The sequence below is a fragment of the Catellatospora methionotrophica genome (genome assembly GCF_011297335.1).
Lineage (GTDB): Bacteria > Actinomycetota > Actinomycetes > Mycobacteriales > Micromonosporaceae > Catellatospora > Catellatospora methionotrophica.
In genome coordinates this window covers 727,568-752,242 of sequence record NZ_JAAOTJ010000002.1, presented here as the reverse complement: position 1 = coordinate 752,242, position 24,675 = coordinate 727,568, and the positions used below count along the sequence as shown (strand labels likewise).

General features: G+C 72.6%; 20 protein-coding genes and 3 riboswitches. Of the genes, 9 read left to right on the top strand and 11 right to left on the bottom strand.

Features of this window, described 5'->3' with window-relative positions:
- The first annotated feature begins 54 nt into the window (after positions 1-54).
- Positions 55-615 carry a copper resistance CopC family protein gene (locus tag HAV40_RS10605; RefSeq protein WP_166380680.1) on the top strand — a complete coding sequence of 187 codons (561 nt, stop codon included), beginning with the start codon at positions 55-57 and terminating at the stop codon, positions 613-615.
- Between the two features lie 107 nt (positions 616-722).
- Here the strand turns inward: HAV40_RS10605 and HAV40_RS10600 are convergent, their stop codons facing one another.
- Positions 723-1,616 (bottom strand): DUF4437 domain-containing protein, encoded by an 894-nt coding sequence (locus tag HAV40_RS10600; protein WP_166380679.1) that lies wholly within the window; start codon positions 1,614-1,616, stop codon positions 723-725.
- A gap of 82 nt (positions 1,617-1,698) precedes the next feature.
- Between HAV40_RS10600 and HAV40_RS10595 the strand changes: the two genes are divergently transcribed.
- The 3 genes from HAV40_RS10595 (at position 1,699) to HAV40_RS10585 (ending at position 4,299) form a co-directional block, all read left to right on the top strand.
- Positions 1,699-2,235, top strand: coding sequence for a TetR family transcriptional regulator (locus HAV40_RS10595; RefSeq protein WP_166380678.1), 537 nt, complete (start codon positions 1,699-1,701; stop codon positions 2,233-2,235).
- Positions 2,232-2,975: a maleate cis-trans isomerase family protein gene (locus HAV40_RS10590; RefSeq protein WP_166380677.1), complete on the top strand. Its 744-nt coding sequence runs from the start codon at positions 2,232-2,234 to the stop codon at positions 2,973-2,975. The genes HAV40_RS10595 and HAV40_RS10590 overlap by 4 nt, the downstream gene beginning before the upstream one ends.
- A 58-nt stretch (positions 2,976-3,033) precedes the next feature.
- A riboswitch (cobalamin riboswitch) is annotated at positions 3,034-3,175 on the top strand.
- Positions 3,176-3,276: 101 nt separating this feature from the next.
- Positions 3,277-4,299, top strand: a complete 1,023-nt coding sequence (locus HAV40_RS10585; protein ID WP_166380676.1) for a prenyltransferase/squalene oxidase repeat-containing protein — start codon at positions 3,277-3,279, stop codon at positions 4,297-4,299.
- A gap of 83 nt (positions 4,300-4,382) precedes the next feature.
- On the opposite strand, the gene HAV40_RS10580 is transcribed toward HAV40_RS10585, so the two are convergent.
- The 6 genes from HAV40_RS10580 to HAV40_RS10555 all read right to left on the bottom strand — a co-directional run bounded on the left by HAV40_RS10580 (position 4,383) and on the right by HAV40_RS10555 (position 10,665).
- Positions 4,383-4,766, bottom strand: a complete 384-nt coding sequence (locus HAV40_RS10580) for a hypothetical protein (protein ID WP_166380675.1) — start codon at positions 4,764-4,766, stop codon at positions 4,383-4,385.
- Positions 4,767-4,878: 112 nt separating this feature from the next.
- Complete coding sequence (locus HAV40_RS10575; RefSeq protein ID WP_166380674.1) at positions 4,879-5,688, bottom strand: ECF transporter S component; 810 nt, start codon at positions 5,686-5,688, stop codon at positions 4,879-4,881.
- Positions 5,685-7,352 (bottom strand): ABC transporter ATP-binding protein, encoded by a 1,668-nt coding sequence (locus tag HAV40_RS10570; RefSeq protein WP_166380673.1) that lies wholly within the window; start codon positions 7,350-7,352, stop codon positions 5,685-5,687. The genes HAV40_RS10575 and HAV40_RS10570 overlap by 4 nt, the downstream gene beginning before the upstream one ends.
- The gene (locus HAV40_RS10565) at positions 7,339-8,496 is read right to left on the bottom strand and encodes an energy-coupling factor transporter transmembrane component T (RefSeq protein ID WP_166380672.1); all 1,158 of its coding nucleotides are present in this window, start codon (positions 8,494-8,496) and stop codon (positions 7,339-7,341) included. The genes HAV40_RS10570 and HAV40_RS10565 overlap by 14 nt, the downstream gene beginning before the upstream one ends.
- A complete protein-coding gene (locus tag HAV40_RS10560; protein WP_203670841.1) occupies positions 8,483-9,367 on the bottom strand; it encodes an LPXTG cell wall anchor domain-containing protein in 885 nt (294 codons plus the stop codon). Before HAV40_RS10560 ends, HAV40_RS10565 begins: the two co-directional genes overlap by 14 nt.
- Positions 9,364-10,665 carry a prenyltransferase/squalene oxidase repeat-containing protein gene (locus tag HAV40_RS10555; RefSeq protein WP_166380671.1) on the bottom strand — a complete coding sequence of 434 codons (1,302 nt, stop codon included), beginning with the start codon at positions 10,663-10,665 and terminating at the stop codon, positions 9,364-9,366. The genes HAV40_RS10560 and HAV40_RS10555 overlap by 4 nt, the downstream gene beginning before the upstream one ends.
- Before the next feature lie 92 nt (positions 10,666-10,757).
- A riboswitch (cobalamin riboswitch) is annotated at positions 10,758-10,871 on the bottom strand.
- A 47-nt stretch (positions 10,872-10,918) separates the two neighbouring features.
- Positions 10,919-11,057: riboswitch (cobalamin riboswitch) on the top strand.
- Between the two features lie 131 nt (positions 11,058-11,188).
- Here HAV40_RS10555 and HAV40_RS10550 point away from each other — a divergent pair.
- The 3 genes from HAV40_RS10550 to HAV40_RS10540 all read left to right on the top strand — a co-directional run bounded on the left by HAV40_RS10550 (position 11,189) and on the right by HAV40_RS10540 (position 14,572).
- Complete coding sequence (locus HAV40_RS10550; protein ID WP_239085653.1) at positions 11,189-11,692, top strand: hypothetical protein; 504 nt, start codon at positions 11,189-11,191, stop codon at positions 11,690-11,692.
- Between the two features lie 255 nt (positions 11,693-11,947).
- Positions 11,948-12,466: a HutD/Ves family protein gene (locus HAV40_RS10545; RefSeq protein ID WP_166380670.1), complete on the top strand. Its 519-nt coding sequence runs from the start codon at positions 11,948-11,950 to the stop codon at positions 12,464-12,466.
- A gap of 369 nt (positions 12,467-12,835) precedes the next feature.
- Positions 12,836-14,572: a tetratricopeptide repeat protein gene (locus tag HAV40_RS10540; protein ID WP_239085654.1), complete on the top strand. Its 1,737-nt coding sequence runs from the start codon at positions 12,836-12,838 to the stop codon at positions 14,570-14,572.
- Positions 14,573-14,634: 62 nt separating this feature from the next.
- Here the strand turns inward: HAV40_RS10540 and HAV40_RS10535 are convergent, their stop codons facing one another.
- The 3 genes from HAV40_RS10535 to HAV40_RS10525 all read right to left on the bottom strand — a co-directional run bounded on the left by HAV40_RS10535 (position 14,635) and on the right by HAV40_RS10525 (position 17,277).
- On the bottom strand, positions 14,635-15,693 hold the full coding sequence (locus tag HAV40_RS10535; protein ID WP_166380669.1) for a beta-ketoacyl-ACP synthase III: 1,059 nt from the start codon (positions 15,691-15,693) through the stop codon (positions 14,635-14,637).
- Between the two features lie 118 nt (positions 15,694-15,811).
- Positions 15,812-16,291, bottom strand: coding sequence for a hypothetical protein (locus tag HAV40_RS10530; RefSeq protein ID WP_166380668.1), 480 nt, complete (start codon positions 16,289-16,291; stop codon positions 15,812-15,814).
- 116 nt (positions 16,292-16,407) lie between these two features.
- Positions 16,408-17,277, bottom strand: coding sequence for a hypothetical protein (locus HAV40_RS10525; protein ID WP_166380667.1), 870 nt, complete (start codon positions 17,275-17,277; stop codon positions 16,408-16,410).
- 209 nt (positions 17,278-17,486) lie between these two features.
- Here HAV40_RS10525 and HAV40_RS10520 point away from each other — a divergent pair, with 209 nt between their 5' ends.
- Positions 17,487-20,582 (top strand): hypothetical protein, encoded by a 3,096-nt coding sequence (locus tag HAV40_RS10520; protein ID WP_166380666.1) that lies wholly within the window; start codon positions 17,487-17,489, stop codon positions 20,580-20,582.
- A gap of 90 nt (positions 20,583-20,672) precedes the next feature.
- Positions 20,673-21,320 carry a hemerythrin domain-containing protein gene (locus HAV40_RS10515; protein ID WP_166380665.1) on the top strand — a complete coding sequence of 216 codons (648 nt, stop codon included), beginning with the start codon at positions 20,673-20,675 and terminating at the stop codon, positions 21,318-21,320.
- An 18-nt stretch (positions 21,321-21,338) separates the two neighbouring features.
- On the opposite strand, the gene HAV40_RS10510 is transcribed toward HAV40_RS10515, so the two are convergent.
- Positions 21,339-24,614 (bottom strand): ATP-binding protein, encoded by a 3,276-nt coding sequence (locus HAV40_RS10510; RefSeq protein WP_166380664.1) that lies wholly within the window; start codon positions 24,612-24,614, stop codon positions 21,339-21,341.
- Positions 24,615-24,675 lie beyond the last annotated feature (61 nt).

The following is a 24,675-nucleotide window of genomic DNA, read 5'->3' as shown; positions in this document are numbered from 1 at the left end:
ACATCCCGCTGCACTGCCCGGGAACCAGCACGCCGGTGGCGACGACGGGTGGACGTGAACCGCCGACCGGATACCAGCGCCCGCCTGGCCAGAGTTCTCGCCGCAGCCGCAGCCGCAGCCGCAGCCGCGGCCGTTGTGCTGCTGCCCGCGCCTGCGCAGGCCCATGACGACCTCACGTCGGCCGCGCCCGCGCAGGGCTCGACCGTCACCAGTGCCCCGCAGCAGGTCGCGCTGACCTTCGCCGGGCCGGTGAAGAAGACCTACGTGACCGTCGCGGTCACCGGCCCCGGCGGCGACACCTTCCAAACAGGTCAGCCTTCGGTGACCGACCGGGTCGTCACCCAGGCCCTCAAACCGGCGACCAGTGGCGAGTACTTCGTCGCCTACCAGGTCATCTCCAGCGACGGCCATCCGATCACCGGCCGGGTCCAGTTCACCGTCGCCCTGCCCGGCGACCCCGCACCGTCATCGTCGGCACGCGAGACCAGCCAGGCGTCCACCGCTCCGGCTGACCGGCCAGGCGTCATGTGGTGGCCTTGGGCCGTCGGCGCGGCGCTCCTTGCGCTGGTGGCTGCGGTCGTCATGGCGAGAACGCGGCCCCGGCGAGCCCGTTGACAGTCCGGCATCGTGCCGGGCGCCGGAAAGGCCGCGCCCAGCACGATGCCGCCACAGCACTCAGCCCGGCCGTGCCGGGCGTGCCCGCGCGTCGGTGAACCCACCGGTCACTGGTAGGTGGGGTCGGCCCAGCGTCCGATCGAGCGTGACCGCACCGGTTCGACGAAACGAGGGGCGGCGCTGTGCGGGTGGCCGGCACCCCAGTTCGTGGCGTCGCCCTGCATCACGACGCGGGCGTTGTCGGTGTACCAGTCGACGAGGTCGCTGTCGGAGCGCACCAGCCAGGTGCAGCCGGTCTCGGCGTCGGCGGTGAAGTCGCCGTGGCGGATCAGCGGCGGGCGCCAGAAGTAGGTGCCGGGCCACATCTTGCCGAAGTTGTAGTCGAACCCGCCGTCCAGGCAGTAGGCCTCCTCGCTGCACGGGTGATGGGCCAGCGGCACCTCGCGCCAGCCCGGCTTGGCCCGGATGAGGCGGGTGTAGAAGCCGGTCTCGGCGTCGCGGTGCAGGAGTTTGATGTAGAGGCCGGGCACCGGCGTCCCGCCGAGGTCGAACCGCATCGGGCTGCCGTCCTTGACATCGATCCACGGCATCTGCGCCGTGTCCAGGACGATCAGCTGCTGGTCGGAGCGGACCGTGTCGCGGGAGGCGTCGGCCGGGTCGAAGCGCCAGTCACCGTACTCGCGAAACAGCAGGATCTCGGTGCCGGCGGTGGCGGTGAGTCGCGGGGTCAGCACGCCCGCGGGCGCGGTCCAGTAGCCCTCCGGGCCCAACACGGTGTCCCCGACGGTGACCTGCCCGGACAGCACGTACCACTCGGTGTCGGCATGGTGGATCCCGGCGGGGCGCGACCAGTCGCCGGTGAACCGGACCTTCAGCGACGCCGAACCGTCCTCCTCGTCATAGCTGAGGTTGCGCTGCTCGGCAGAGCCTGTGGCGTGCTGGAACTCTGCCATGTGCCAGATCAGGTCACGCTCGTCGACGAGCTCCACATGCGGTCGCATATCGGTCTCCCCTTCCCGAGAATATTTTCCGGTACGGAATGTAGCGCTAAATAATTTCCAGGACAAGGTGTATCGTTAACTCATGACACGAACGGGACGCCCCGTGGGACCGGCCACGGAGACCGCCACCGTGGTGCTGACCGCCGCGCTCGACCTGCTGCTCGCCGAAGGAGCCGCCGCGCTGACCCCGCAGCGGCTGCACGCGGCCACCGGCGTGTCCCGCTCGACGGTCTACCGGCACTGGCCAAGCCCCCACGACGTGCTCGCCTCACTCATCGACGTCGCCCCGCTCGGCCCAGCCGACCGCAACGGCGAGCTGGCCCACGACCTGCACGCCGAGGTCGACCTGCTGTGTGACCGGCTACGCGACCGGCCCGTCGCCGCGCTGCTGCAGGCCCTGACCGCGGCGGCCGCGGTGGAACTACGCCACCGCTATGTCGGCGACCTGCTCGCCCCGTTCCACGACGTGCTGCGTGCCGCGGGCGTGACCACGGCCCAGCGTGAGGACGCCGTCGCCGTGATCGTGTCCCCCCTGCTGGTCGACGCTCTGCTGCTCGACCGGCCGACGGCCCGCACCCGCGCGCACCGCGCCGTCGACGACGTCACGGCGCGCATATGACCAACAACGTCGGCCCCCGCGCGGTCTTCGGAGTGATCGTGCCCAGCACGAACACCGTCGTCGAACACGACTACTGGACGGCCGGGATCACCGGGGTCGCCTACCGGGCCGGTTCGATGCACATACCGAACCCCGCGATGGGCGGCGACGACGACTTCCGGGCGCTGCTGGACCAGATCCGCGCCTCGATCGAAACGGCCGTCCGCGACGTGCTCACCGCCGAACCCGACCGGCTGGTGATGGGCATGTCGGCCGAGACGTTCTGGGGCGGGGTCGACGGCAACGCCGCCTTCGAGCAGCGGCTACGGGATCGCAGCGGGCTGCCGGTCACCACCGGCGCGAGCGCCTGCCGGGCCGCGCTGCACGAGCTCGGCTGCCGACGGATCGCGGTCTTCTCCCCGTACCAGCCGGTCGCCGACCGGGAGGTCGCCCGGTTCTTCACCGAGGCGGGCTTCGACGTCGCGGCGGTGACCGGCCTGCGGTGCCCCACCGCCATGGACATCGCCCGCGTGCCGACGCATCGGCTGGACGAGGTCGTGGCCTCCCTCGACGCGCCAGACGTCGATGCGGTGGTCCAGGTCGGCACGAATCTGTCGTTCGTCGCCCAGGCCGAGCGGCTCGAAGCCGAGCTGGGCAAACCCGTGCTCGCCATCAACACCGCCACGCTGTGGCACGCGCTGCGCGAACACGGGATGTCCGATCAGGTCAGCGGCCACGGCCGGCTCCTGCGCGAGCACTGATCCCCGGCTGCCGCGTCACTCATCACCGTCGGCGACGTTGACAGCACGACCCGAGCACATCCATTGTGGAGACGCACGTCCACAACTGAATGTGTCCGCGTGGTGGGGGAAGTCCGGTACAAGTCCGGCGCTGGCCCGCAACGGTAGGCCGAGGAACGCACTCGGCAAGCCCGAATACCCGCCCGTGGACCGACCTCTCCAGTTTCCCGTCGTGGCCCACGGGAACCGGGCACCGGGACCACCAGCCGCGTCATGCGCTGTGTGCCGGGTTGCGCGACCTGCGGGCCGGAAAGGCACGCACATGATCCGCAGTACGCTGAGCCGCCTCGCGCTGCTCACCGCGACAACCCTCACCCTGGTCGTACCAGCCGCGCTCCCCGCGCACGCCGCGCCGACCCTCAACCGCGGCGACGCCGCGGCCGGGTGGCTGGCCCGACAACTGGTCGACGGCGAGCGCTTCGAGGCCGTCTTCGACGGCGTCGCCTACCCCGACCAGGGGCTGACCATCGACGCGGTGTTCGCGTTCGCCGCGACCGGGACCTCTGGCAGCTACTCGGCCGCCGCGATGGGCTGGCTTGCCCAGCCGGCGACGCTGGCCGGCTACATCGGCGACGGCGGCGAGGCATACGCGGGCGCGACCGGCAAGCTGGCGCTGACCGCGCAGGTCACCGGTGCCGACCCGGCCGCGTTCGGCGGCGTCGACCTGATCTCGCGGCTGCGCGGGCTGCAGGCGCCGTCGGGGCGGTTCAGCGACCGGTCGGCGTGGGGCGATTTCAGCAACACGTTCACCCAGTCGTTCGCGGTCCTGGCCCTGGACCGCACCACGGCCGGAGCCCCGGCGGCGTCGGTGTCGTACCTGGCCGGCGAGGCCTGTGCCGACGGCGGGTTTCCGGTCTACTTCGACCAGCCGACGTGCGTGAGTGACGTGGACGCGACCGCGGTCGCGGTGCAGGCGCTGCGCGCTGCCGGGCACCCGACCCCGGCCGCACTGTCCTGGCTGGTGGACCAGCAACAGCCCGACGGCGGGTTCGCCGGCACCGGCGCGGTCAACGCCAACAGCACGGGTCTTGCCGCCCAGGCACTGCACAGCAGCGGCCGGCTGCTGGCCGCGGCCAAGGCGCGCGTGTTCCTGCGCGGGCTCCAGCAGGACTGCGCCGCGCCGACGGCACAGCGAGGCGCGATCGCGTACACGGCCGGCGGCTTCGATCCGGCGACCGCCGTGCGGGCCACCGCCCAAGGTGCGCTGGGCTTGGCGGGGGTGGGTTACGCGCAGCTGAGCGCGGCCGGATCGGCGCTTGCGGCGCCGACGCTGCTCTGCCACTGACCCTCGATCGACGAGCGGGTCGTCGCAGGGATGTGCCTGCGGCGGCCCGCTCTACCAGCGGGTCGCCCGGCTGCGGCTGATCTTCAGCGTCGAGGCTTGCGCCGAAAGCCGGTGTCGCGCATGTGCGGCAGCAGCCACGCCGCGCCGCAGCCCAGGGTCGCCAGCAGCACCACCGGCGTCAACGCGGGCATCGTCACCAGCAGGCTGGCGGCTGCGATGGACGCCAGGTAGCCGGCGGCGTACCGGTGGCGGCGTGCCGGGGCCTCCCCGACGACGGGAGTGCCCCACCATGGCGGCGGCGGGGCCTTGCGGCGGCGGATCTCGGCGCGGATGGCCTTGTTGACCGTCTCCCACACGTCGCGCCGGTACTCGTAGTCCAGTTCCTTGTAGTCGGTCGGCAGCCGGTGGGCCAGCAGCTTCAGACGAAGGTAGAGGGTGTCGTCGCTGACGGTCCGCAGGTCTGCCATCAGAGGATCGTCGGACATTGCCGCCCCTTCCGGGTCAGGCCTGGCACCGACGGTATCGGGAGCTAGCGGACATGACTATCCCTCTGCCGGGCTACTGCCGGACCAGCGGCTGTCATGGGACGAAGTCGACGGGAGCGCCGAAGCTGGCTCGGCGCGCGGCGCGGCGCAGCGCCGCGAGCACTGCGGGCCCTGCCAGGGCGGTAAGTACCGCGGTGGTGACGGCCCGGCCGGTGTCCCAGCCCAGCGATGTGACGCTGAAGAAGGTCAGGTACCGGGCGAGCTGCTCACCGGGGTCCAGGCCCGGCTGGTAGGCGATGGAGCTGGTCGGGTCCAGGGAGAACGGCCAGAACGACAGGTTGAGCAGGAACCCGAACAGGTATCCGGAGATCGCGCCGTAGCAGGCGAGCATCGCCAGTTCGGCTTTTCCGCGCAGGGGCGGCAGGAGTCCGGCGAGCATGCCGACCCAGGCGCAGCCGAACATCTGGTACGGCATCCACGGGCCGACGCCGCCGGTCAGCAGCGCCGAGGCGAACAGGGAGGTGCAGCCCAGCGCGAACCCGAACCCCGGCCCGAACACCCGTCCGGCCAGGACGAGCATGAAGAACACGGTCTCGATCCCGGCGGTGCCCGCCCCGAGCGGCCGCAGCGCGGCGTTGATCGCCGACAGGACGCCGAGCATGGCCAGGGCTTTGGCGTCGATACGCCCGTCGGCGACCTCGGCGAACACGACCGCGAGGATGAGCAGCAGGAGCACCCCGAAGATCAGCGGCGGGGTCTGGGTGTCGGCGAACGCGCCCGGTGCGGCGAAGAACGGCCACCCGAAAGCGACCACTCCGAGCACCGACGCGACGACGATCGCGGCCGCGGCGCGGCCGGGGATGCGTACCGCGCGGCCCCGACGCAGGCCCGGGATCGGTGTCATGGCCGCCCTCCCCCACCGTAGGCATGGCTGGCTGCCGGAGCCGGATCGGCGGCGGCCAAGGCCGCGCTGACCTGGGCGACGGTCAGATAGGGCAGCGGGGCGAGGATCTTGGCGACCTGCGGGGCGAAGCCGGGCGACGCTGTCAGCACCACCTGGGCAGGGCCGTCGGCGACGACGTCCCCATCGCCCATGACGACCACCCGGTCGGCGACGGTCGCCGCGAACTCGACGTCGTGGGTGGCCACCACGATCGCCGTACCCTGGGCCGAAAGCCGGTCGAGGGCGGCGGCCAGCGCCGCTTTGGCCTGGTAGTCCAGGCCGCGGGTCGGTTCGTCGAGCAGCAGCACTGCGGGTGCGGCCGACAGCTGGATCGCCAGGACGAGGGCCAGTTGCTGCCCGGCGGACAGGTCCCGGGGATGGGCCGTGCCGCCGATGCCCGGTGTGATCTCGTCGAGCAGCGCCCGTGCCCTGCCGCCGACGGTGGCGTCGCGATCGGCTTGGGCGAGTTCGGCGTCGACGGTGTCCAGATAGAGCAGATCGGTGGCCGTCTGCGGGACGAGGCCGACCAGGGTCCGGGCTGTCGCGGGTTTCATCCGGGCCGGGTCGGCCGGGCCTGCGGCGGTGGGCACCTCGACCCGGCCGGTGGTTCTCAGTCCGGCGCCTTGCAGGGCCCACAGCAGCGAGGACTTGCCGGATCCGTTGCGGCCCATCAGCGCGACGACCTCGCCCGCGGCCAGCCGCAGGTCGGCCTCGCGTACGGCGACGACCTGGCCGTGGCGGACCGAGACGCCGGCCGCGGTGAGCGCGGTCGCCTGCCTCGTCGTGGCGGTGCGGTGCGGCTGAGTGGGCGTGGCGGGCAGGCGGTGGCGCAGGTCGGCGGCGCGGCGGCGGGCGTCGCGTACCGACAGCGGCACCGGCGTCCACCCGGCGGCCCTGGCCAGTTGCACCACCGGCGGTGCGACGGTCGCCGTCGCGAGCATGGCCGCGGGGTCGCCCGCGGTGACAGCGCCGTCGGCTCCGACGTGCACGATCCGGTCCGCGTACGGGATGACACGTTCGAGGCGGTGCTCGGCCAGCACGACGGTGACCCCGAGGTCGTGCACGAGCCGGGTGATCGCGGCCAGGACGTCCTCGGCCCCCTGCGGGTCCAGCGCGGACGTCGGCTCGTCCAACACCAGCACCCGGGGGTGGGCGGTGAGCGCCGCGGCGATGGCTACGCGCTGCTGCTGGCCGCCGGACAGCTCATACAGACCGCGGTGGCGCAGGTCGGCCAGCCCCAGCAGATCGAGGGCCTGCTCGACACGGGTGCGCATCACCGCCGGTGGGAGGGCGAGCTGCTCCATGCCGTAGGCAAGTTCCTCCTCGACGGTGTCGGTCACGAACCCGGCCGTCGGGTCCTGTCCGACGACCCCGACGACGTCTGCCAGCTCGCGGGGCGGGTGGGTGGCGGTGTCGCGCCCGCCGACGGTGACCCGGCCGGTCAGCCGCCCGCCGGTGAAGTGCGGGACCAGGCCGTTGATCGCGCCGAGCAGGGTGGACTTGCCGGTGCCGGTGTGCCCGACGACCAGGCACAGCTCGCCCTCGTCGATGGTCAGGGTCACCTCGCGCAGCACGGGCCGGGCGGCGTCGGGGTAGGTGACGCTGACGCGGTCAAACTGGATCAACGGCGGGCTCCCGAGCTGGTGCGGTGATACGGGCCGGTCCGGCCGGCGGTGGTGGCGCGGCGAACGCGGCAACCGCGGCGAGCAGGATCGCGGCGGCGGGCAGCAGCGGCAGGGTGGGCCACTGCAGCGGGTGCAGGCTGGGGTTGAGCGCGGCGGGGTCGTAGCCGGTGCCCGCGGCGAGCACGACCGCGGCCAGGGTGCCGCCGGCGGCGACGGCCCATTCGGGCCAGCGCCACGGGTCGGGCCGGTAGCGGGTCCGCGATACGCGCCGCCCGCCCAGGACCAGCCCGGCCGCGCAGGCCAGCGTCCCGGCGGCGAGGCCGCCCAGGCCGAGGGGACGCGGCACGGTCGGGTCGAGCAGCCCGTACACGCCGACGCACAGCCCGGCCATGCCCGACAGCATCAGCACGCCGGTGATACGGCGTGAGCCGGGCGTGGCGGTGCCGGTGCGGCCGTAGCCACGGGAGTCCATGGCCGCGGCCAGGCGCAGGGACCGGTCGAGGGCGTCGTGCAGCACGGGTATGGCGATGGCGGGCAGGGCGCGGATGCCACGGGCGCGTCCGGCGCGCAGCCTGCGGGCCTTGGCGACCCGTTGCACGCTTTCGACCAGCTGCGGTGCGACGCTGAGCGCGACGGTGACCGCGACGCCGAGTTCGTACAGGGCGCCGGGCAGCACCCGCAGGGCCCGTTTCGGGTTGGCCAGGGTGTTGGCCGCGCCGATGCAGCACAGCAGGCACGCCAGCCGCATCCCGTCCACGGCCGCCGACAGCACCGCCTCCACCGAGACCGCGCCGCCGAGCTGGATGCCGGCGTACCAGTCGGGGGTGGACAGCTGCGGCAGGGTGAGCAGGACGTGGTCGTCGGCGGTGACGCCGGTGCCGAACACGATCCGGAACAGCACCCGGATCCCGACCACGACCAGGGCCAGGTACAGGTAGTAGCGAAACGCCCGCGCCCACGGGGCGTCGCCCCTACGGGCGGTGACGACCAGACCGAGGACCGCGAAGATCAGGGCGAGCAGCAGCGGGTTGCTGGTCCTGCTGGCGGCGGTGGCCAGGGCGATCGCCCACAGCCACCACGCCACCGGATGCAGCGACCGCGGCAGCCGCGCCCCGCTCAGCACCGCCACCTCAGCCGCCCGCACGCCGCCGCTTGGCCACGACCGCCCCCGCCGCGCCGATCAGCAGCACCAACCCGACCGTCACCAGCGCGGGCGCCGACGATCCGGTGTCTGTGCGCGCCGCTTCCACCGGTGCCGCGTCCAGGAACGACGACTCACTGGCGGTCGGGGTGGGCTCTGCCGACACCGATGACGATGGCGGGGCCGAGGGTGGCGGTGCCAGGGACGCCGACGTCGACGTGCCCGGCCGGGCGGCTGCCGTGGTGGGCGCAGCCCCAGGTTTGGTCGCGGCGGGTTTGGACGGTTTCGGGCTTGGCCTGGGCGAGCTTCCTCCGCCGGGGGTGGTGTTCCTGGCCCGTACGCTGTCGGGGCTGAACCTCGGACCGCCGCTGGTGCCGCCGGTGTCGGTGGCGCCGAACACCCACGCGTCGACGCTTCCCGGTTTGGGCTTGTAGCTCATCGCGCCGAGCTGGCTGTAACTCCACGAGTTCCGGCCGGGGTCGGCGTGCCAGTACGACCAGTACGCCGTGGCGGGCGGGGTACGCGCGCACGGGTCCTGCTGCGGGGTCGGGAACTTCTTGCCGCTCTGGTGCCCGGAGTAGCCGATCCGGCAGATGAACGCCGGCCCGTCATGGCCGGTGCCCTCGGTCTTCCAGCCGCCCTGGTTGAGCAGCTGGTAGCCGGTCGTCGGCGTCGACCCGCACGCGCGCAGCCGAGGCCCGCCGAAGTGCCCGAAGTCGACGACCAGGATCACCCCGGACGTGGTGGTGCACTGGCTGATCGGCAGCGGCCCGGCCTGCGCCGGGGCGGCGACGGCCACCGCGGCGAAGGTCGCCGCGAGCATGACCGCCGCAGCCCGCACCGCCCTGCGCGGACCGACGGCGACGCCGGTCACGGCCGACCCGTGGCGCTGTCGCGGCGTCGGCGGGTGACCAGCAGCAGCACAGCGCCCGCGCCGATGAGCGCCACGGCGACCGATGCCATCGTGGTCACCTCCACACCGGTGACCGGCAGCCCAGCGCCCGGGGTCTGGCTCGGCGACGCGGTCACCGACGCGGACGCGCCCGGTGTCGCGGTCACCGACGGTGTCGCGCTCGCCGTCGCGCTCGGCGAGGGCCGGGTGGTGAGGTCGCGCAGCAGCGTGCCGTAGGAGGTGCCGGTCAGCGCGACGACGATCTGGGTCGTGGCGCGCACGTCGGAGCCCTCGTCGACGGCGGTGACGTCGAACCCGCCGTCGCTGTTCTGCGTCGTGGCCAGCCACGCCTTCGCCTTGGCGATCTGCTCGGCGTGGGCGGCAGCGTCCAGGCTCAGCGCCTGGACGGCCAGAGCGGTGGAGTTGGTCGATTTGGGTGCGTCACCGTTCTGCCAGGGCATCTTCACACCGGGGAACGAGCCGTCGTCGTTCTGCCGCCCGGCGACCCAGGCGACCGCCTTGTCGACAGCGGCAGCCGACGCGGTGTCGTCGAGCAGGTCCAGCGCCATCGCCGCCATCGCGGTGCTGTCGACGTCGCCGGTGGGCTCGGCGGGCACCGGGATGAGGCTGGCGTACCAGCCGTCGGCGTGCTGCAGGCCGCGCAGGAACCCCACCGGCGCGGCCGCGTCGGCGACGGAGCCCGCGCGGACCTGCGCGATCACGCCCAGGGACTGGGAGAACACCGACTCGGCGAACCGGTAGTTGCCCGCGCCGGCACACCCGAGCGAGGTGTCGACGCCGGTGCAGGTGAGATCGTGCAGGGCGTCGATCAGGTCGTGGCCGGCGAAGTCGCGCGGGTCGGCTCCGGTGACCTGGGCCAGCACCGCGGTCTTGGCGACGGACCCGCCCGACGGCCAGTCCCCGCCGATGCCCAGCCAGTTGTCCAGGGTCGTCTGTCCGCCTTCGACGATGCCGCCAGAGCTGATGAACGCGGTCATCTCCCTGGCTTTGGCGTCGTTGGTGCCGGTCGCGGCCAGCGCCCAGATCCCGTCGACGGTCAGACCGTAGTCGGGGAACTCGGGCATGAAGCCGTAGTACTTGCCCTGATGCATGTTCGCCGGGTCGACCAGGTACGCGACAGCCTTGGCGGGGTCGGGGCCGGTGGTGTCGGCGAGCGCGGGCCGGGCGGGCACGGCCGCCAGCACACCGGTCAACACCGCGACGGCGCCGGCCGCGAGCAGGAAACTGGCACGGGCATGCCGGCTGGCAGGATTAGACATATGCACTTCTCCGGGGGTGAGCGGCGCAAAGCGCGGAACACCGACCATTCCGGGGTGCGGAGAGTCTGGCTCCGCGCCGTAGACCTCGACGACGCTGACAGCTGACCCAGCCAGGTATTCCGACTCGTCCCTTGCGGAACCTACGGCTGCGGGCCAGTGCCGGAATTCGACCGGCTTCCCCTGCATGCTGGGTCGCCCCCATACGACCACGGGCCGCACCGTGTCGTCAACGCGACAACGTGTCACGTTCGCAACAGCGCGGTGGCGGTCGCGGTCGCTTACGGTGAAGTCGTCATCGTGTGGGGGAATCCGGTGCAAGGCCGGGACTGACGCGCAACGGTATGGGCCTCCCGGGCCCGAGTCCGAACACCCGCCCGGTGACAACGCGGTACACGTCCACGCGACCTGGACACCACCGCCCGGTCCCGCGCCGGTCAGGTGGCGGACCAGGCATGGCTTCCAGGCGCGACCACTGCCCGGCCGCCAGGTGCCGGCCGGGCTGATCCCCGACAGGGAGCCACCGATGTCGCCCACCCTCACCTTGCACCGCAGCCAGCCGCTGGCCCGCGTACTGGCCGGCCTCGCCGCCGTCTTCGCGCTGGTCACCGCTGTCGTCGTCGCCGACCCGGCCCCCCGGGCCGCGCAGGCGGCCGCCTGCGCCGGCAGCACCGGCGTCACCGTCGTCGTCGACTTCACCGCCTTCGGCGCGGGCGTCGTCGTCGCCTGCGCCCCCGGCGACCCCACCAGCGGCCTGACCGCCCTGACCGGCGCGGGCTACTCCGTCACCGGCACCCAGCGCTGGGGCCTGGCGTTCGTCTGCCGTATCAACAACCTGCCCGCCCCCGCCCAGCAAGCCTGCGTCAACACCCCGCCCGCCTCCGCCTACTGGTCCTACTGGCACGCCTCCACCCACGGCGCCGCCTGGACCTACAGCACCCTGGGCGCGTCCAGCTACAACCCCGCCCCGGGCAGCGTCGAAGGCTGGGCCTTCGGCTCTGGCGCACAGCCCAGCATCACCGCACCCTGAGCTGTCTCCGGTCCGGGTCGCGACCTGCCGTCAGGCAGCCGCCACCCGGACCGGGCCCGCAGCGCATACACGGTCAGGTGGCCCTCCAAGCCCTCACTTGCCCGAAGCGCGTTCCACAGTGAGTTCGGTCGGGTCGATGCGCAGCCCCGCAGTCACGCCATCCGTCGGGTCCGTGGCGACCTGACCGAGGTTCACCGCATCCACCCCGCTGCACGGCATAGGCTGCCCATCATGGGTGTGACGCTGCTGCCAGCCGTGGACCGCGTCGCCGTAGCGTGGCGCAACGGCGGCGGAATCACCCGGGAGATCTTCGTCCATCCCCCAGGTGCCGATAACTACCGGTGGCGGCTCAGCATCGCCGATGTCAGCGAGGATGGACCGTTCTCGGCCTTCCCGGGCTACCGGCGCATGATCACGGTACTCACCGGAGTCGGCATGCGCTTGACCGTCGACGGTGCCGAGCACGACATCGGACCGCTGGAGCCGTTCGCGTTCGACGGCGACGCCCAGACCACGTGCACGCTGCTCGGCGGGCCGATCACCGACCTCAACCTCATCGTGCGTACCGGGGATCGGGGTGCGGTTCGCGTCGTCGACGTCACCGAACCGCTGACCGTCACCGGCCCGGCCGGGATCGTCGTCGTACGTGGGACGGCGACCGTGGACGGGCACCCTTTGCGCTCACCGGACGCCGCACTCGTGGACCGCGCGACGGACGCGACGCTGCAGCCGCACGGCGCGACAAGCGTGGCCCTGATCGATCTTCCAGCTTGATCACATGAGCGTAGTGCGGCGACCTGGCGATCAGGATGCCGGCCGAAGTCGCGGACGGACGATGCGGGCAACACGCCGAGCGTGTCAGCACCGCCTTCGCCTCGACACGGAACGCCGAAAAGCCGTGAGCCAGCACGCGCCCGCTGTGTTGTCGGGTCGGCAGACGACACCAGAAACTGAACATGAAACGATGTACATATTTACGTTCCTCTGGCTAAGATCTTGACGTTGGCGTCGGAAATGGATCACTGGGAGGTTCGATGAAGAAGATGGTCGTCCGCAGGAAGGGCACGCTGCGCCTGCTGTCCGGCGCCCGCCGGCTCTGGATCGAATGGTGCTGGTAGGCAAGCCCGGAGCGGGCACCCCCGGGTGCCCGCTCCCCCTTGGCGGGTGCCCGGAGTGACCGTCGGCGACTTCGGCTCGTTCGACTGCCACCGCGAGCGCGGCCCGTATGCCGGAGTCGACGCGTTCCTGGCTCGGATCGCTCCCGCAGTGCGGCCTCGCCTGGTAGCCCGCCATCAGGTGGAGCTGTTCGCGGTGGCGCCTCGTCTCGACCCACGGCCACCGGCGCAGGAGCAGCCGATCCGGTTCCACCCCGCACGTCGCACCGCCTGCCTGGCGTACGGTGTTGCGGAGTTCGTCGCCGCCTGGGCACAGACCCTCTCCGGGCCCGCCACGGTCCGCTTCGAGCACACCGCCGAAGCCGACGAGACCACAGTCGAGCTGCTGCACGCGCTGACCGCCCGCCTCGACGGCGGCCCGTTGCGGCTCATCCTGGACGACGGCGGCACGGTCGAGCCGCCACGTATGGACACCGCGCCCGATGCGATCCGGACCGCCCTGGGCGACAGCTTGGCACGGGGTTTCTACCACCACGCGCAGCGCCTGGCCCAGCGCGGCCGTGACCTGCTGAGCCCGCAGGACGACCTGCGCAACTGGTGGGCGTACACCACCGGGCTGGCCACGGCCCTGTCCGCGCTGGACCGCGCCGACGAGGCGCTGCGACTCTACGACCAGACGCGTATGGTCACCGATGACCGGCGGACCCTCATGTCGGCGGCATACTCGACCGCGATGCTGTACGCCCGCCACCTGCGCCCCGACGCGCAGGACCAGTCGCGGGCCCGTGACTGGCTCGAGCAGGCGATCACGCTGGCCGCGGGAATCGAGGATCCGAAGCAGCGGCTGGTCACGACCGTCTTCTACGAGCAGGGCATCGCGCTGCTCGACAGCAGGGCCGGGGAGCATGCCCGTGCACTGCGCCTGGTCGACGACGGGCTGAGCCGCCTCGAAGGCGCGCTGGCACCTGGTGAGCGGCCTCAGGACGTGGCCCGCCTGTACCACAACCGGGCGCAGGTGCACCTGGCTCTGGGCGACCGGCAGCGTGCCATGTCCGACCTCGACCGGGTCGTCGCACGCGACCCCGGCAACAGCGAGTACTACATCGACCGGGCAGCGCTGCACCGGGCGGCGGGGCGGACCCGGGCCGCGTCGCGCGACTACGACGAGGCCATCCGCCTGGGCCCGCACCTGCCGGAGGCGTACTACAACCGCGCCGTCATCCGGCAGGAGCAGGACCGGCCGGGCCTGGCCGCCGAGGACTTCGGCCGCGCCCTCGCCATCGACCCTGGACACCTCGACGCGCGGGTCGCACTGGTCAATCTGCACCTCGAACAGCGCGCTCTCGACCGGGCCGAGGCGCAGGCACGGGACGGCCTGGCGGTCCTGCCCGACGAGCCGGTGCTCTTGTGCACCCTGGGCCTGGTCCGCTCCGAGCACGGCGACCTGGCCGGGGCCGACGCACTGCTCACCCTGGCGGTGACCAGGGCGCCGGAGCTGGTGGAGGCATGGACCAACCGGGCGGCCGTACGGTTCGAGCAAGGCGATGTGACCGCCGCGCTGGCCGACCTCGACCGGGCGGTCGCCCTGTCGCAGGCCCCCGTGCCGCTGTACAACCGGGGCGCTGCCCTGGCCCGGCTGGGCCGCTGGGACGAAGCGGTGCAGGACCTCACCGTCGCGTTGGCGCAACCGGAACTGGACCGCTCGCTGCGCCGCGACCTTCGCGCCGAGCTGACCCGCTGCCGCCGGGCAGCAGCCAGACGGTAGGACGAGACGCGCTGTCTTCGCACCGGGTCGCGGGCCGGGAGCTGCCGATCCGTGCAGGACCGTCAGGACCAGGGCAGCCGCACGACCTGGGCGGCGTAGGACAGGCCCGCGCCGAAGCCCACGAGCAGCGCCGTCCCGCCTGCCGGCACCGCACCGTCGCGCCGCATCCGCTCCATCGCCAGCGGCACCGAGGCGGCCGAGGTGTTGCCCATCTCGGCGATGTCCCGTGCCACCGGCAGGCTGTCGGGGAGCTTCAGCGCCTTGACCATCGCGTCGATGATCCGCATGTTGGCCTGGTGCGGGATGAAGGCGTCGAGCTGGTCCACGGTGATGCCGGCGGCCTGCAGCGCCTTGTTCGCCACGGGCACCATCTCGTAGGAGGCCCAGCGGAACACCTGCTGGCCGGACATCTGGATGAACGGCCGCGGGCCGGTGGGGTCGTCCATGAAGGTCTTCCAGTCGCGGGTCTGGCCGATCACGGTGTACTGGCTGCCGTCCGCGCCCCACACGACCGGGCCGATGCCCGGTCGCGACGCCGGGCCGATCACTACAGCACCGGCGCCGTCGCCGAAGATGAATGCCGTCGTCCGGTCCTGCCGGTCGATGAAGTCCGAGATCTTCTCCGCACCGATGACCAGCACGTGGCCGGCGCTACCGCCCTGGACCATGTCGCGGCCGAGCGCCACCGCGTGGCAGAAGCCGGCGCACCCGGCGGAGATGTCGAACGCCGCGGCGTTGACGGCGCCGAGCTGGTGGGCGATCAGGGCGGCGATCGACGGTGTCTGCTCCAGGTGTGTCACGGTGGCCATCACCACGCAGCCGATGTCAGCGGCGGTGATCCCGGCGTCGGCCAGCGCCGCGGTGGCCGCCTGGACGGACATGGCGGCCAGGGTCTCGTCCGGCTCGGCCCAGCGGCGCTGCGTGATCCCGGTGCGGGCCCTGATCCACTCGTCGGACGTGTCGACCCAGGTGCACAGCTCGTCGTTGGTGACGACACGGCGGGGCCGGTACGCGCCGAGGCCGAGGATCTGGGCGTATGGCGACCGGCCCGCAACGGCGATCGCGGCCGGTGTCGGGGCCGGCTCGTTCGGGATCGTCTCCGTCGGCGTCTGGGATGGCATCGTTGCGGCTCCTGGTTCGCGGTGAGGGCCGCTTACGATACGCGAAAGTTCCTCCGATGTTCCGGCGGGTCACCGCGTGCCGGGCGTCGATCGGGTCGAAGACGCGCGCCTCACCGCGTCAGGGAAACACGATCTCGAAAAGGTGATCGAACACCGGGACGCTCTGGCCGTGTTCCTGAACTGCGGCAATCCAGGCGGCTGGAAGATCGGGGAAGGATGCCGGGCCGTTTCCGAGGATGCCCTCGATGGCAAACGCCACCGGCGCCGAGACCTGCGGACGGACATCAGCACCCGCCCCGTCCAGCAGTTCCACGAAGGGCGACCACACGTCGTCCGGGATGTGGCCGCCTACCACCTCACACCAGAGCTTCACGTGACGCTCGGGCTTGATCCCTACGGCGACCAGGACGCCTAGCGAGCCGAAATCGCGACCGAGACGACCGAAGTACTGACCACCGACCCAGGCGAGGGTTTGGATGTATGCCGAGATCTCGGCCGTGCCCGCGCCCAGCCGTCGGCCGAACTCCTCGTCCGGAAGGTACAGCCGGACCCCGCCCATCCTGAAGTACGGAGCCGACGATTCCGGTCCTGAGTTCACGCGACGAGTGTGCCACGCCCACCGGACACCCTTGGTGACCGCCCGTCGCGCATCTCCTCGGCTGGTCCGGCAGTCGCCGGCCGGTGCGGCGGCACCGGCCGGCGACTGTGGTCCGGTCAGCGCGTGGACACCCCGCCGCTCAGCGCGGCCGAGGTCAGGCCGGCCTCGTGGGAGACGACGACCACGTGCACGAACGCCTGCGGCATGTGGGTGAAGTGCCAGGTGCGCTGGCCCGTTCCCGTGGTGCCGTAGATGACCGCGCGGGCCACGCCGACCTCGGTCGTCGGGATCGGCGCACCGTAGGTGGGCTGCGGGATCGGCAGCGACGGCCCACCGGGCGGGGTGGTCGGCAGGCCCGGGTCGGTCGGGGTGTCGTCCGGGGTGGTCTGCAGCCAGCTCAGCTCGATGCGGTAGTCAGCCTCGCGTACGGAGTTGTCGGTGAACGTGACGTCCAGGGTGCGTTTGCCCTCGTGGTAGCCGGGGGTCAGGATCAGCCCGCTGGGCGCGGCCGGTTCGACGCGGTACTGCGGGCAGGACAGCGGGGCGACCTCGGGCACCGGCTGGGAGCCGTCGGGCACGTTGTTGGCGGTGACGCAGAACCCGTGCAGGCCGGCCAGTGCCGAGGTGGGAACGGTGATGTCGAAGCCGACGTACGCGCCACGGCCCGCGTGCCACAGGTTCGCCGGGCGGGTTCCCACCGACGGGGCGTCGGCGATGACCGAGATCTGCACCGGCCCGCCGTTGGGGTCGCTGGCCCAGCCGGTGACCCGGACCGCCCCGCCGAGGTACTGCCAGGACTCCAGCCACCCCATCGGGTACTTGTCGGTGCCGACCGGCGGCGGTGGCGGCTCGGTGGGGCTGTCGTCGCAGGCTGGGGGCGGAACAGGGACGTCGCAGTTGGGCCGGGCGAGCGCGGTGCCGCCCACGGCGGCCATCAGGCCGGCGCTGACGGTGAGCGCGATACCGGCGGCGAGGAGTCTTCTCATGCCCACAGCACAGCAACGGCCACTTGGGCGCGGCTTGGCGTGCGCGGCCGCCGTCGCGTTAAGACACCGCCAAGTGAGGCGGTGAACGCTGCCGGGGCGTCCTGAGATGCAGGGCGCCCGAGCAGAGAGGCAGCGCCATGCCAGCCCCGAACACCGCGTCCGGTCCACCCGGACACGGACATCCACTCCCCCGCCGCCGGACGGCGACCGTGGCCCGCCGTCTGCTGAGCGCGGCCGTCGCCGCGGTCGTGCTGCTGACGCCGAACACGGCGCGGGCCGCCGAGCCCGTCGACTACCTGGTGCAGGAGTACCACACGGCGTTGTTCTCCGGGCACATGCGGGCCCACAACCGCGGCGTGGCCGGGTTGAAGAACCTGGTGCTGACGGCGGAGGTGCTGGACTGGCGGCGCGCGAACCCGACCGCCAGCCGCCAGGACATCACCACCCATCTGGTGCTGACCAGGCAGAAGATCGACGCCGCCGGGATCAGCGAGTCGTCGAGCCGCACCTACTACGGGATCTGGCTCAAGACGCTGGACGCGGCGTCGGGCATCCCCTGGGTGTCGATGGCCACGCCGATGATGAAGGTGCTGTCGGAGGCGACCGTCGGTTCGTCGATCCTGGACACCGCCCGGATCAACGACGAGGTCACCACCGCCCATCAGAACTTCCTGTGGATGTCGAAGTACAACGAGGTCCAGGAGCTGGCATGGGGTGATCTGGTGCGCACCGCCGACGGCGACGCGGACCTGGCCGCGGCGTGGGACGGGGTGATCGGCGCGCAGGTGTCGATCAGCTCCCGGGCCACCGTCGAGCAGCTGCTGGCTGATCCGCTGCTGTCCACGTTCGTCGACGTGCATACGATCATGGAGAAGGTCGACAACCAGCAGGCGTTCCTGCAGGAGGCGCGGGCGCAGGTCAACGACGCGCTGGCCAGGCTCGCCGAGCAGAGCGAGGACATCCGCGAGCTGCTGGTGCAGGCCAACCTGCAGTTCCCGGTGGGGCCCGGTCCGAAGCCGACCCCGCAGCGCTACACCCAGGAGTTGGCGTACGCGGCCGACCGTCAGGTCGCGATCGACGCCGCCGGGTCGGCGGTGTACATCCTGTCGACGCTGATCGGATTCACCGACGCCAAGGGCGGGCGCGACGTCGCCACGATCGGCAGCGCAGCGGTGTCGATCGCCACGTCGATCAACAACTACCTGCCGACGGTCGCCGGCCTGGGCATGGCCGCCCTCGGATCGCTGTCGACGGTGGTGCTGACCGGCAACATCCTGGGTGCGGTCATGCAGTTGCTGCCGCTGTTCACCGACTCCGGGCCGACCGAGAACCAGCTGATCCTGCAGGAGATCGGCCGGCTGCGCGAGCAGGTCGACGGGCTGCGGATGGAGATGCACGACCGGTTCGACCGGGTCGAGGCGATGCTGTCGTTCATGTATGACGACATCATGTCGGTGCTGGTGAAGATGACCGACGAGATCGAGACGATGAAGTACCAGATCGAGGTCGTCAAGGCCCAGCTGACCGTGATCGACACGAAGGTCGACCTGCTGGGCGCGTCGATCCGGCAGAGCCTGGGCACCGTCGCGCTGGCCGACACCGTCGCCGACATGAAGGAGTACCTCAACTACACCCAGCGCACCGGCGACGACCTGACCCGGCCGGAGTTCAACGGCGCCGAGGGCCACTTCACGACCACCGCGAACTGGTCCAGCTCACGGGAGCCGTTCGTGGTCACCCCGGCGATGTGGGGGTCGGGCCAGCCGGTCACCGCGTCGGCGGCGCTGGACGAGTACGGCCCGTACGGCTCGATCAGCTACCTGTCGTATCTGGCCCGCACCTGGGATCCGTCCTTTCCCGCCCAGAGCGGTATCGCCAACGTGGGGGTGTGGGCGCTGGGCGCGCAGGCGCTGACCACCCTGTCGATGCAGAACCCCGCGATGGCCAAGGCCCCGACCCCGCCGCCGGGCACCCCGCCGGCGGGCGGGCACCTGGCCGAGACCCGGCAGACGGGCCAGAACATCCTGGCCGCGGCGGCCCGGTTCAGCCGGCCGGGCACCGGCGGGCACACCAACGCCCTGTTCACCGGCCTGGTCGACAACTACCGGGCGGCGGTGCAGGCCCAGTCCGACCGGCTGCGGCAGATCCGCGAGCAGGTCACGCAGAACAACTTCAATCCGTGGTACGGGCCCGACCAGCTCCCGCCGACGGTCCGGGCACCGGCTGTGACGACGATGTCACGGTGCGACCCGAGCCCGTACAGTTCGCTGCCGTCGAGCCTGGCCGCACCGGTCAACGTCGCCACGGCCGATCTGCCCAACGTGTACCAGCTCGCCGCCACGATGCCCGCGGGGTTCGCACCCGCCTACTCCGTCTGCTACGAGGCCGAGCTGGTCAACGTGCGGGAGGTGACCACGCCGCGCTACGAGCAGACGTACGCCGACCTGCGGACCACCGCGCGGCTGCGGGCGCAGTTCCCCGGCGGGCAGCCGGTCGAGGTGCGCAGCTGGACCGACACGAACCCGGCAGGCATCATCTGCTCCTGGACGACGCGTACCCCGCTGCCGACCGGCTACTGCCTGGAGACCGCCGACGTGGTCCGCGACGGCTGGGCGGTCAAGCACAAGGCGGCGTTCGAAGCCGGGGCGGCCCGCTCCGGTGACAGTGCCGCCGCAGTCGAGGCGGCCCGGTCCAAGGTGAACCGGCAGCTGTGGGGCAAGCAGAAGGAGTACTACCAGCGGGTCGCGGCCGACTTCGCCGACGCGACCTCGGCCCTGGCCGGACACAATCGCAAGGTCACCGAGGCGGTGCGGCTGCTGCAGGCGTACACGAGGCTGGGTTTCGCCGTCGCGGCAGAGACCGACGCGCAGTTGTCCGGCCTGCTCTACGGCACCAACCAGCTGCCCAGCAACTACCGCTACGCGGGTGCCCCGATCGGCGGCGAGCTGCCGCCGACCCACATCGGGCGGGCCTACGACATCGCGGTGGGCAACTACGCGCCGTGCACGCAGTCGCGGCCGGGTGACCCGTGCCCGGACGCGGTCGCCGCGATGGATCCCAGGGCCGGTCAGCCGCCGATCTTCTCCCCGGCGTGTTCGGGTGCCGACAGCCCCGGCTCGCCGAACGAGTACCTGGGCAACTGCATTCACGCGGTCGCCAAGGAGCGGGCCACCGAACTGGCCGGGCTGTTCGAGGTGCACTCCCAGCGGCTGGCCGCCGGGACCTACACCGAGACACTGCCGCAGGTCAGTGACCTCGTGGCGGCGCTGGCCCTGACCCACCGTACGGTCAACGCCGCGTCCTGAACCACGGCCTGGCGCCCGCGGCCACTACCGGCCGCGGGCGCCAAGCCGCTGTTAAGTGCCGGCCAAGCCCGTGCTGGCAGCGTCGCGGCCATGACCGTCACCCGACCTGACCTGACCGGCTTCACCATCAACCACCGGGCCATGCGCGGCGACCTGCGCCGGCTCGCCGCGCTGACCGCCGCGTTCGCCGACGGCAGCCAGCCGTGCCCGCCCGAGCGCGCCGCCGCCCTGCGCGACTACGTCCTGCCACTGCTGGCCGGGATCCACCACCACCACGCCATGGAAGACCAGGTGCTGTGGCCGGTCCTGGCCCGCTCCGCCGGCGCGCAGGTCGACCTCGACGAGCTGTCCGACGACCACGCCAGCCTGGACCCGCTGCTCGACCAGGCACGCACCGCCCTGCTGGCAGCCGTCGCGGGCCCGGGCGACCCGGCCGCGTTCACGGACCTGGCGCGGCTGCTCGCCACGCTGCGGGACCTGCTCGACGAGCACATCGAGGAGGAGGAACGGCTGCTCTTCCCGGTGATCGCCCGGTATGTGTCGGTAGCGGACTGGCTGACCGTCGAACGCGCCGTTCGTAAGGGCGGCGCGTTGCGGTTCGAGGTCCCCCGCATCGAGCACTACGCCCGCCCTGAGGAGCTCGCGCCGCTGCTGACCGCCGCCGGGCCGGTGCTGCGGCTCATGCTGCGCCTGCTGCGCCCCGGGTTCCAGCGCCGCCAGCGGCTGCTGTTCGGGTGACCGGGCCCGGCTGCCGCGTCAGCGCCGCCAGGCGCGGCAGCCGGTCTGCTCGGCCAGCAGCCGGGCCTGCGCGTGGTGCCGGGCCGCCTCGCCGGGGCGGCCGAGCAGCGCCGCCAGGTCCCCCAGGACGTCGTCGACAGGACCGGCGACGATCGAGCCGTTCTCCAGCCCCGCGTACCGGCCCGACCACGGCCCCAGCTGCGCGTAGCTGGCCCGCGCCGCGTCCAGGTCGCCGAGCAGCACCGCGTTCTGGCCGCGTACCGTCGCCCAGAACAGCCAGAAGTAGTCCTCCCGCAGCGGCAGCCACGGCCGCCACACCCGCCGGGCCTGCTCGACCTGCCCTGCCGCGAGCAGCGAGCGCGCATACAGGTCGTGGGTCTGCTCGGGCACGGTCTCGTGGAACGGGGCGAACTCGGCGGCCGACTGCTCGACGCGCCCGGCGCCCAGCCGCACCGCGAACCTGCCCAGCACCCCGATCGCCACCGCGTTCGGGGCCCCGCCGCGCTCCATCTGCTGTGCGATCTCGGTGTATTGCCGCTCGGCGGCGGCGAAGTCGCCGTTCCACAGCGCCTGCACGGCCTCGAACAGCGACATCACCGCCAGGGTCAGGCCGAGCTGGCCGGTGGTGGCGCTGGCGATCGCCGCCTGCACGTGCGCACGGGCGGCCGCGAAGTCGTGCCGGCACAGCCGCGCCCCGTACAGCACATGGTGGGCCTGGGTCTGGAAGTTCAGCAGTCCGGCCTGTGTGGACACCGCGAGCAGCCGCTCACCGACCTCGGGCACCTGCCACTGCCGGTCAGGGACCAGCGCGACGAAGTAGCAGGCGTTCAGCGCCAGGCACAGCAGGTGCGGGTCGCCGACGGTCTCGGCCAGCTCCAGCGCCTCCTGCCCGGCGATCCGGGCACGCTCGTTGTCGTCGCCTTCGACTTCGAACACCAGCGTCGACAGCAGCGCGCTGCGCTCGGCGGGCAGCAGCCGGTCGTCGGCCAGCGCCTGCTCGATGGTGGCGACGAGGTCGGTGTCGACGCGCCGGTCCTGCCGGATGGTCCAGGTCACCGGCGCGTCCATGGACGTCAGTGCCCGCCGCATCCGGTCGGGGCCGCCGAGGCGGGCGGCGGTGTCGACGGCGTCCTGCCGGACCGCACGGGCGCCGAGCACGTCACCGGCGTTGCCGAGCGCCGAGGCCAGCCCGCAGAGCACGTCGAGACGGTCGGCGTCGAGGCTGGGGTCACCGCCCTGGTCGAGCACGGCCCGGATGCCGGCCCACAGCCGTGCGGCTTCGCGTGGTGCGAACAGGTGCGCGGCCTGACGGGCCGCGGGCACCGCGAAGCGGATCACGTCGGCGCTGCCGCCGGGCCCTGCGGCGGCCAGGGCGTGGCGGCCCAGCGCGGCGGTGTCGTGGGGCCGCAGTCGCCGCATGGCCTGCAGTGCCCGGCCATGCAGGCGGCCCCGGCGCAGCAGCGGCGTCTCGGTGTACAGCGTGTCGCGCAGCAGTGCGTGGGCGAACCGCACCCGCCCGGCCGACGGCTCCACCAGCAGACCGGCCAGCACCCCGCCCTCGAGTCCGTCGAGGACCGTGTCGTCGTCGGTGGCGTCCATCGCCAGCAGGACGTCGACGTCGACGTCGCGGCCCAGCACCGCCGCGTGCCGCAGCACCGTCTGCGCGGTCGCGGGCAGCCGGGCCAGCCGCCGGTGCAGCACATGCCGGATCCCGGCGGGCACGGCGTCGTCGGCGGCCGCGGCGCCCTCGGCGGCGATCAGCCGGGCGGTCTGGGTCACGAACAGCGGGTTGCCGCTGGTGCGTTCCCACACCCGGTGGGCGGTGTCGGCGTCGACCCGCGCGCCGTGGCGGGCCAGCAGCTGCGCGACCGCGTCGGCGCCGAGGCCGGACACCGTCAGGTCGGTGGCGGCGACGTGCGCCAGCACCGCCCGGGTCGTGGTCAGCTCGTCGGTCGCCTCGGCCGGGCGGTAGGCGGCCAGCAGCAGCAGCGGCCGGTCAGCGAGCGTGTTGGCCACGTGCCGCAGCAGCTGCAGGGTCTCCCCGTCGGCACGGTGGACGTCGTCGACGACGATCAGCAGCGGCGCGTCGGCGGCGACCGTACGCAGGTAGTCGCTGACGGCCTGCACCATCCGGAACTGGCCGCCGTCGCCGGTGCCGTCGCCCTCCACCAGCGGCGCCAGCCGCTGCGGGTCCGCTGCGGGCACCGCGGCCAGCAGGGTACGCAGCGCCTGACCCCATGCCCAGGCCGGTGGGGCACCGTCGACCTCCGGGCAGCGCGCCCACGCCGTGTGCCAGCCGGATGCTGCCAGCCGCCGTGAGGCGTGGTCGGCCAGCGTCGACTTGCCCGCTCCCGGTTCTCCGGCCAGCCATACGATCTGCGGGCCGGACCGCAGAGCCTGCTCGGCGGCGGCGGCGATCTGTGCGTACTCCCGATCGCGGCCCAACGGCCCGTCGGCGTCGGCCGGTTCGGGCAGCGGCGGGGCCGCCGACGCCGCCACCGGGCCGGCGCTGGCCGCCCGTGCCGGGACAGGCCGCAGGTGCGGCGCCTGACGCAGCACATCGACTTCGAGCTCACGCAGCGCCGGGCCCGGCTCCACGCCGAGCTCGTCGTCCAGCCGGTCGCGTGCGGTACGCAGCACCGCCAGCGCATCGGCCTGGCGGCCCACCTGGTACAGGGCGGTCGCCAGCGCGTGCACGGCCTGCTCGCGCAGCGGATGGGCCCGGACGTGGCCGTCGAGTTCGGCGACGACACGGGCAGGCTGCCCCAGGGCGATCGCCGCGACCGCCCGCTGCTCGACCGCGTCCAGCCGCGTCTGCTCCAGCCGCCGGGCCTCGGCGGCCGCCCAGTCCTCGTCGGCGAACTCCTCGAAGGCGGTGCCGTCCCAGGCCGACAGCGCGGCGTCCAGCAAGCCCAGCGCCCGGCCCGGATCATCGGCCAGGCAGGCTGCGGCGTCGGCGGTCAGCGCCTCGAAGCGCCACACGTCGACCGACTCGACCGGCAACCGCAGTGCGTAGCCGGGTGCGGCGCTGATGAGGATCGTGGCAGGGCTGCGCGCGGGCCGACCCGGCTCCAGGGCGCGGCGCAGGTGCGACACGTACACCTGCAGCGCGGCGAGGGCCTTCGGTGGCGGCTCGCCGCCCCACAGGTCGTCGATCAGGCGATCGGTGGCGACGACCTGGCCACCCGCGGCGACCAGCCGCGCGAGCACAGCGCGCTGACGCGGGCCGCCGATGTCCACGGCCGGTCCGTCGCGCAGCGCCCGCGTGGTGCCCAGCACCGCCACCCGAACCATCAGACGATCATAGGTATACGCCGCCAGACGGCCGCCCGGCCCGTGATCGAACACACGCGTC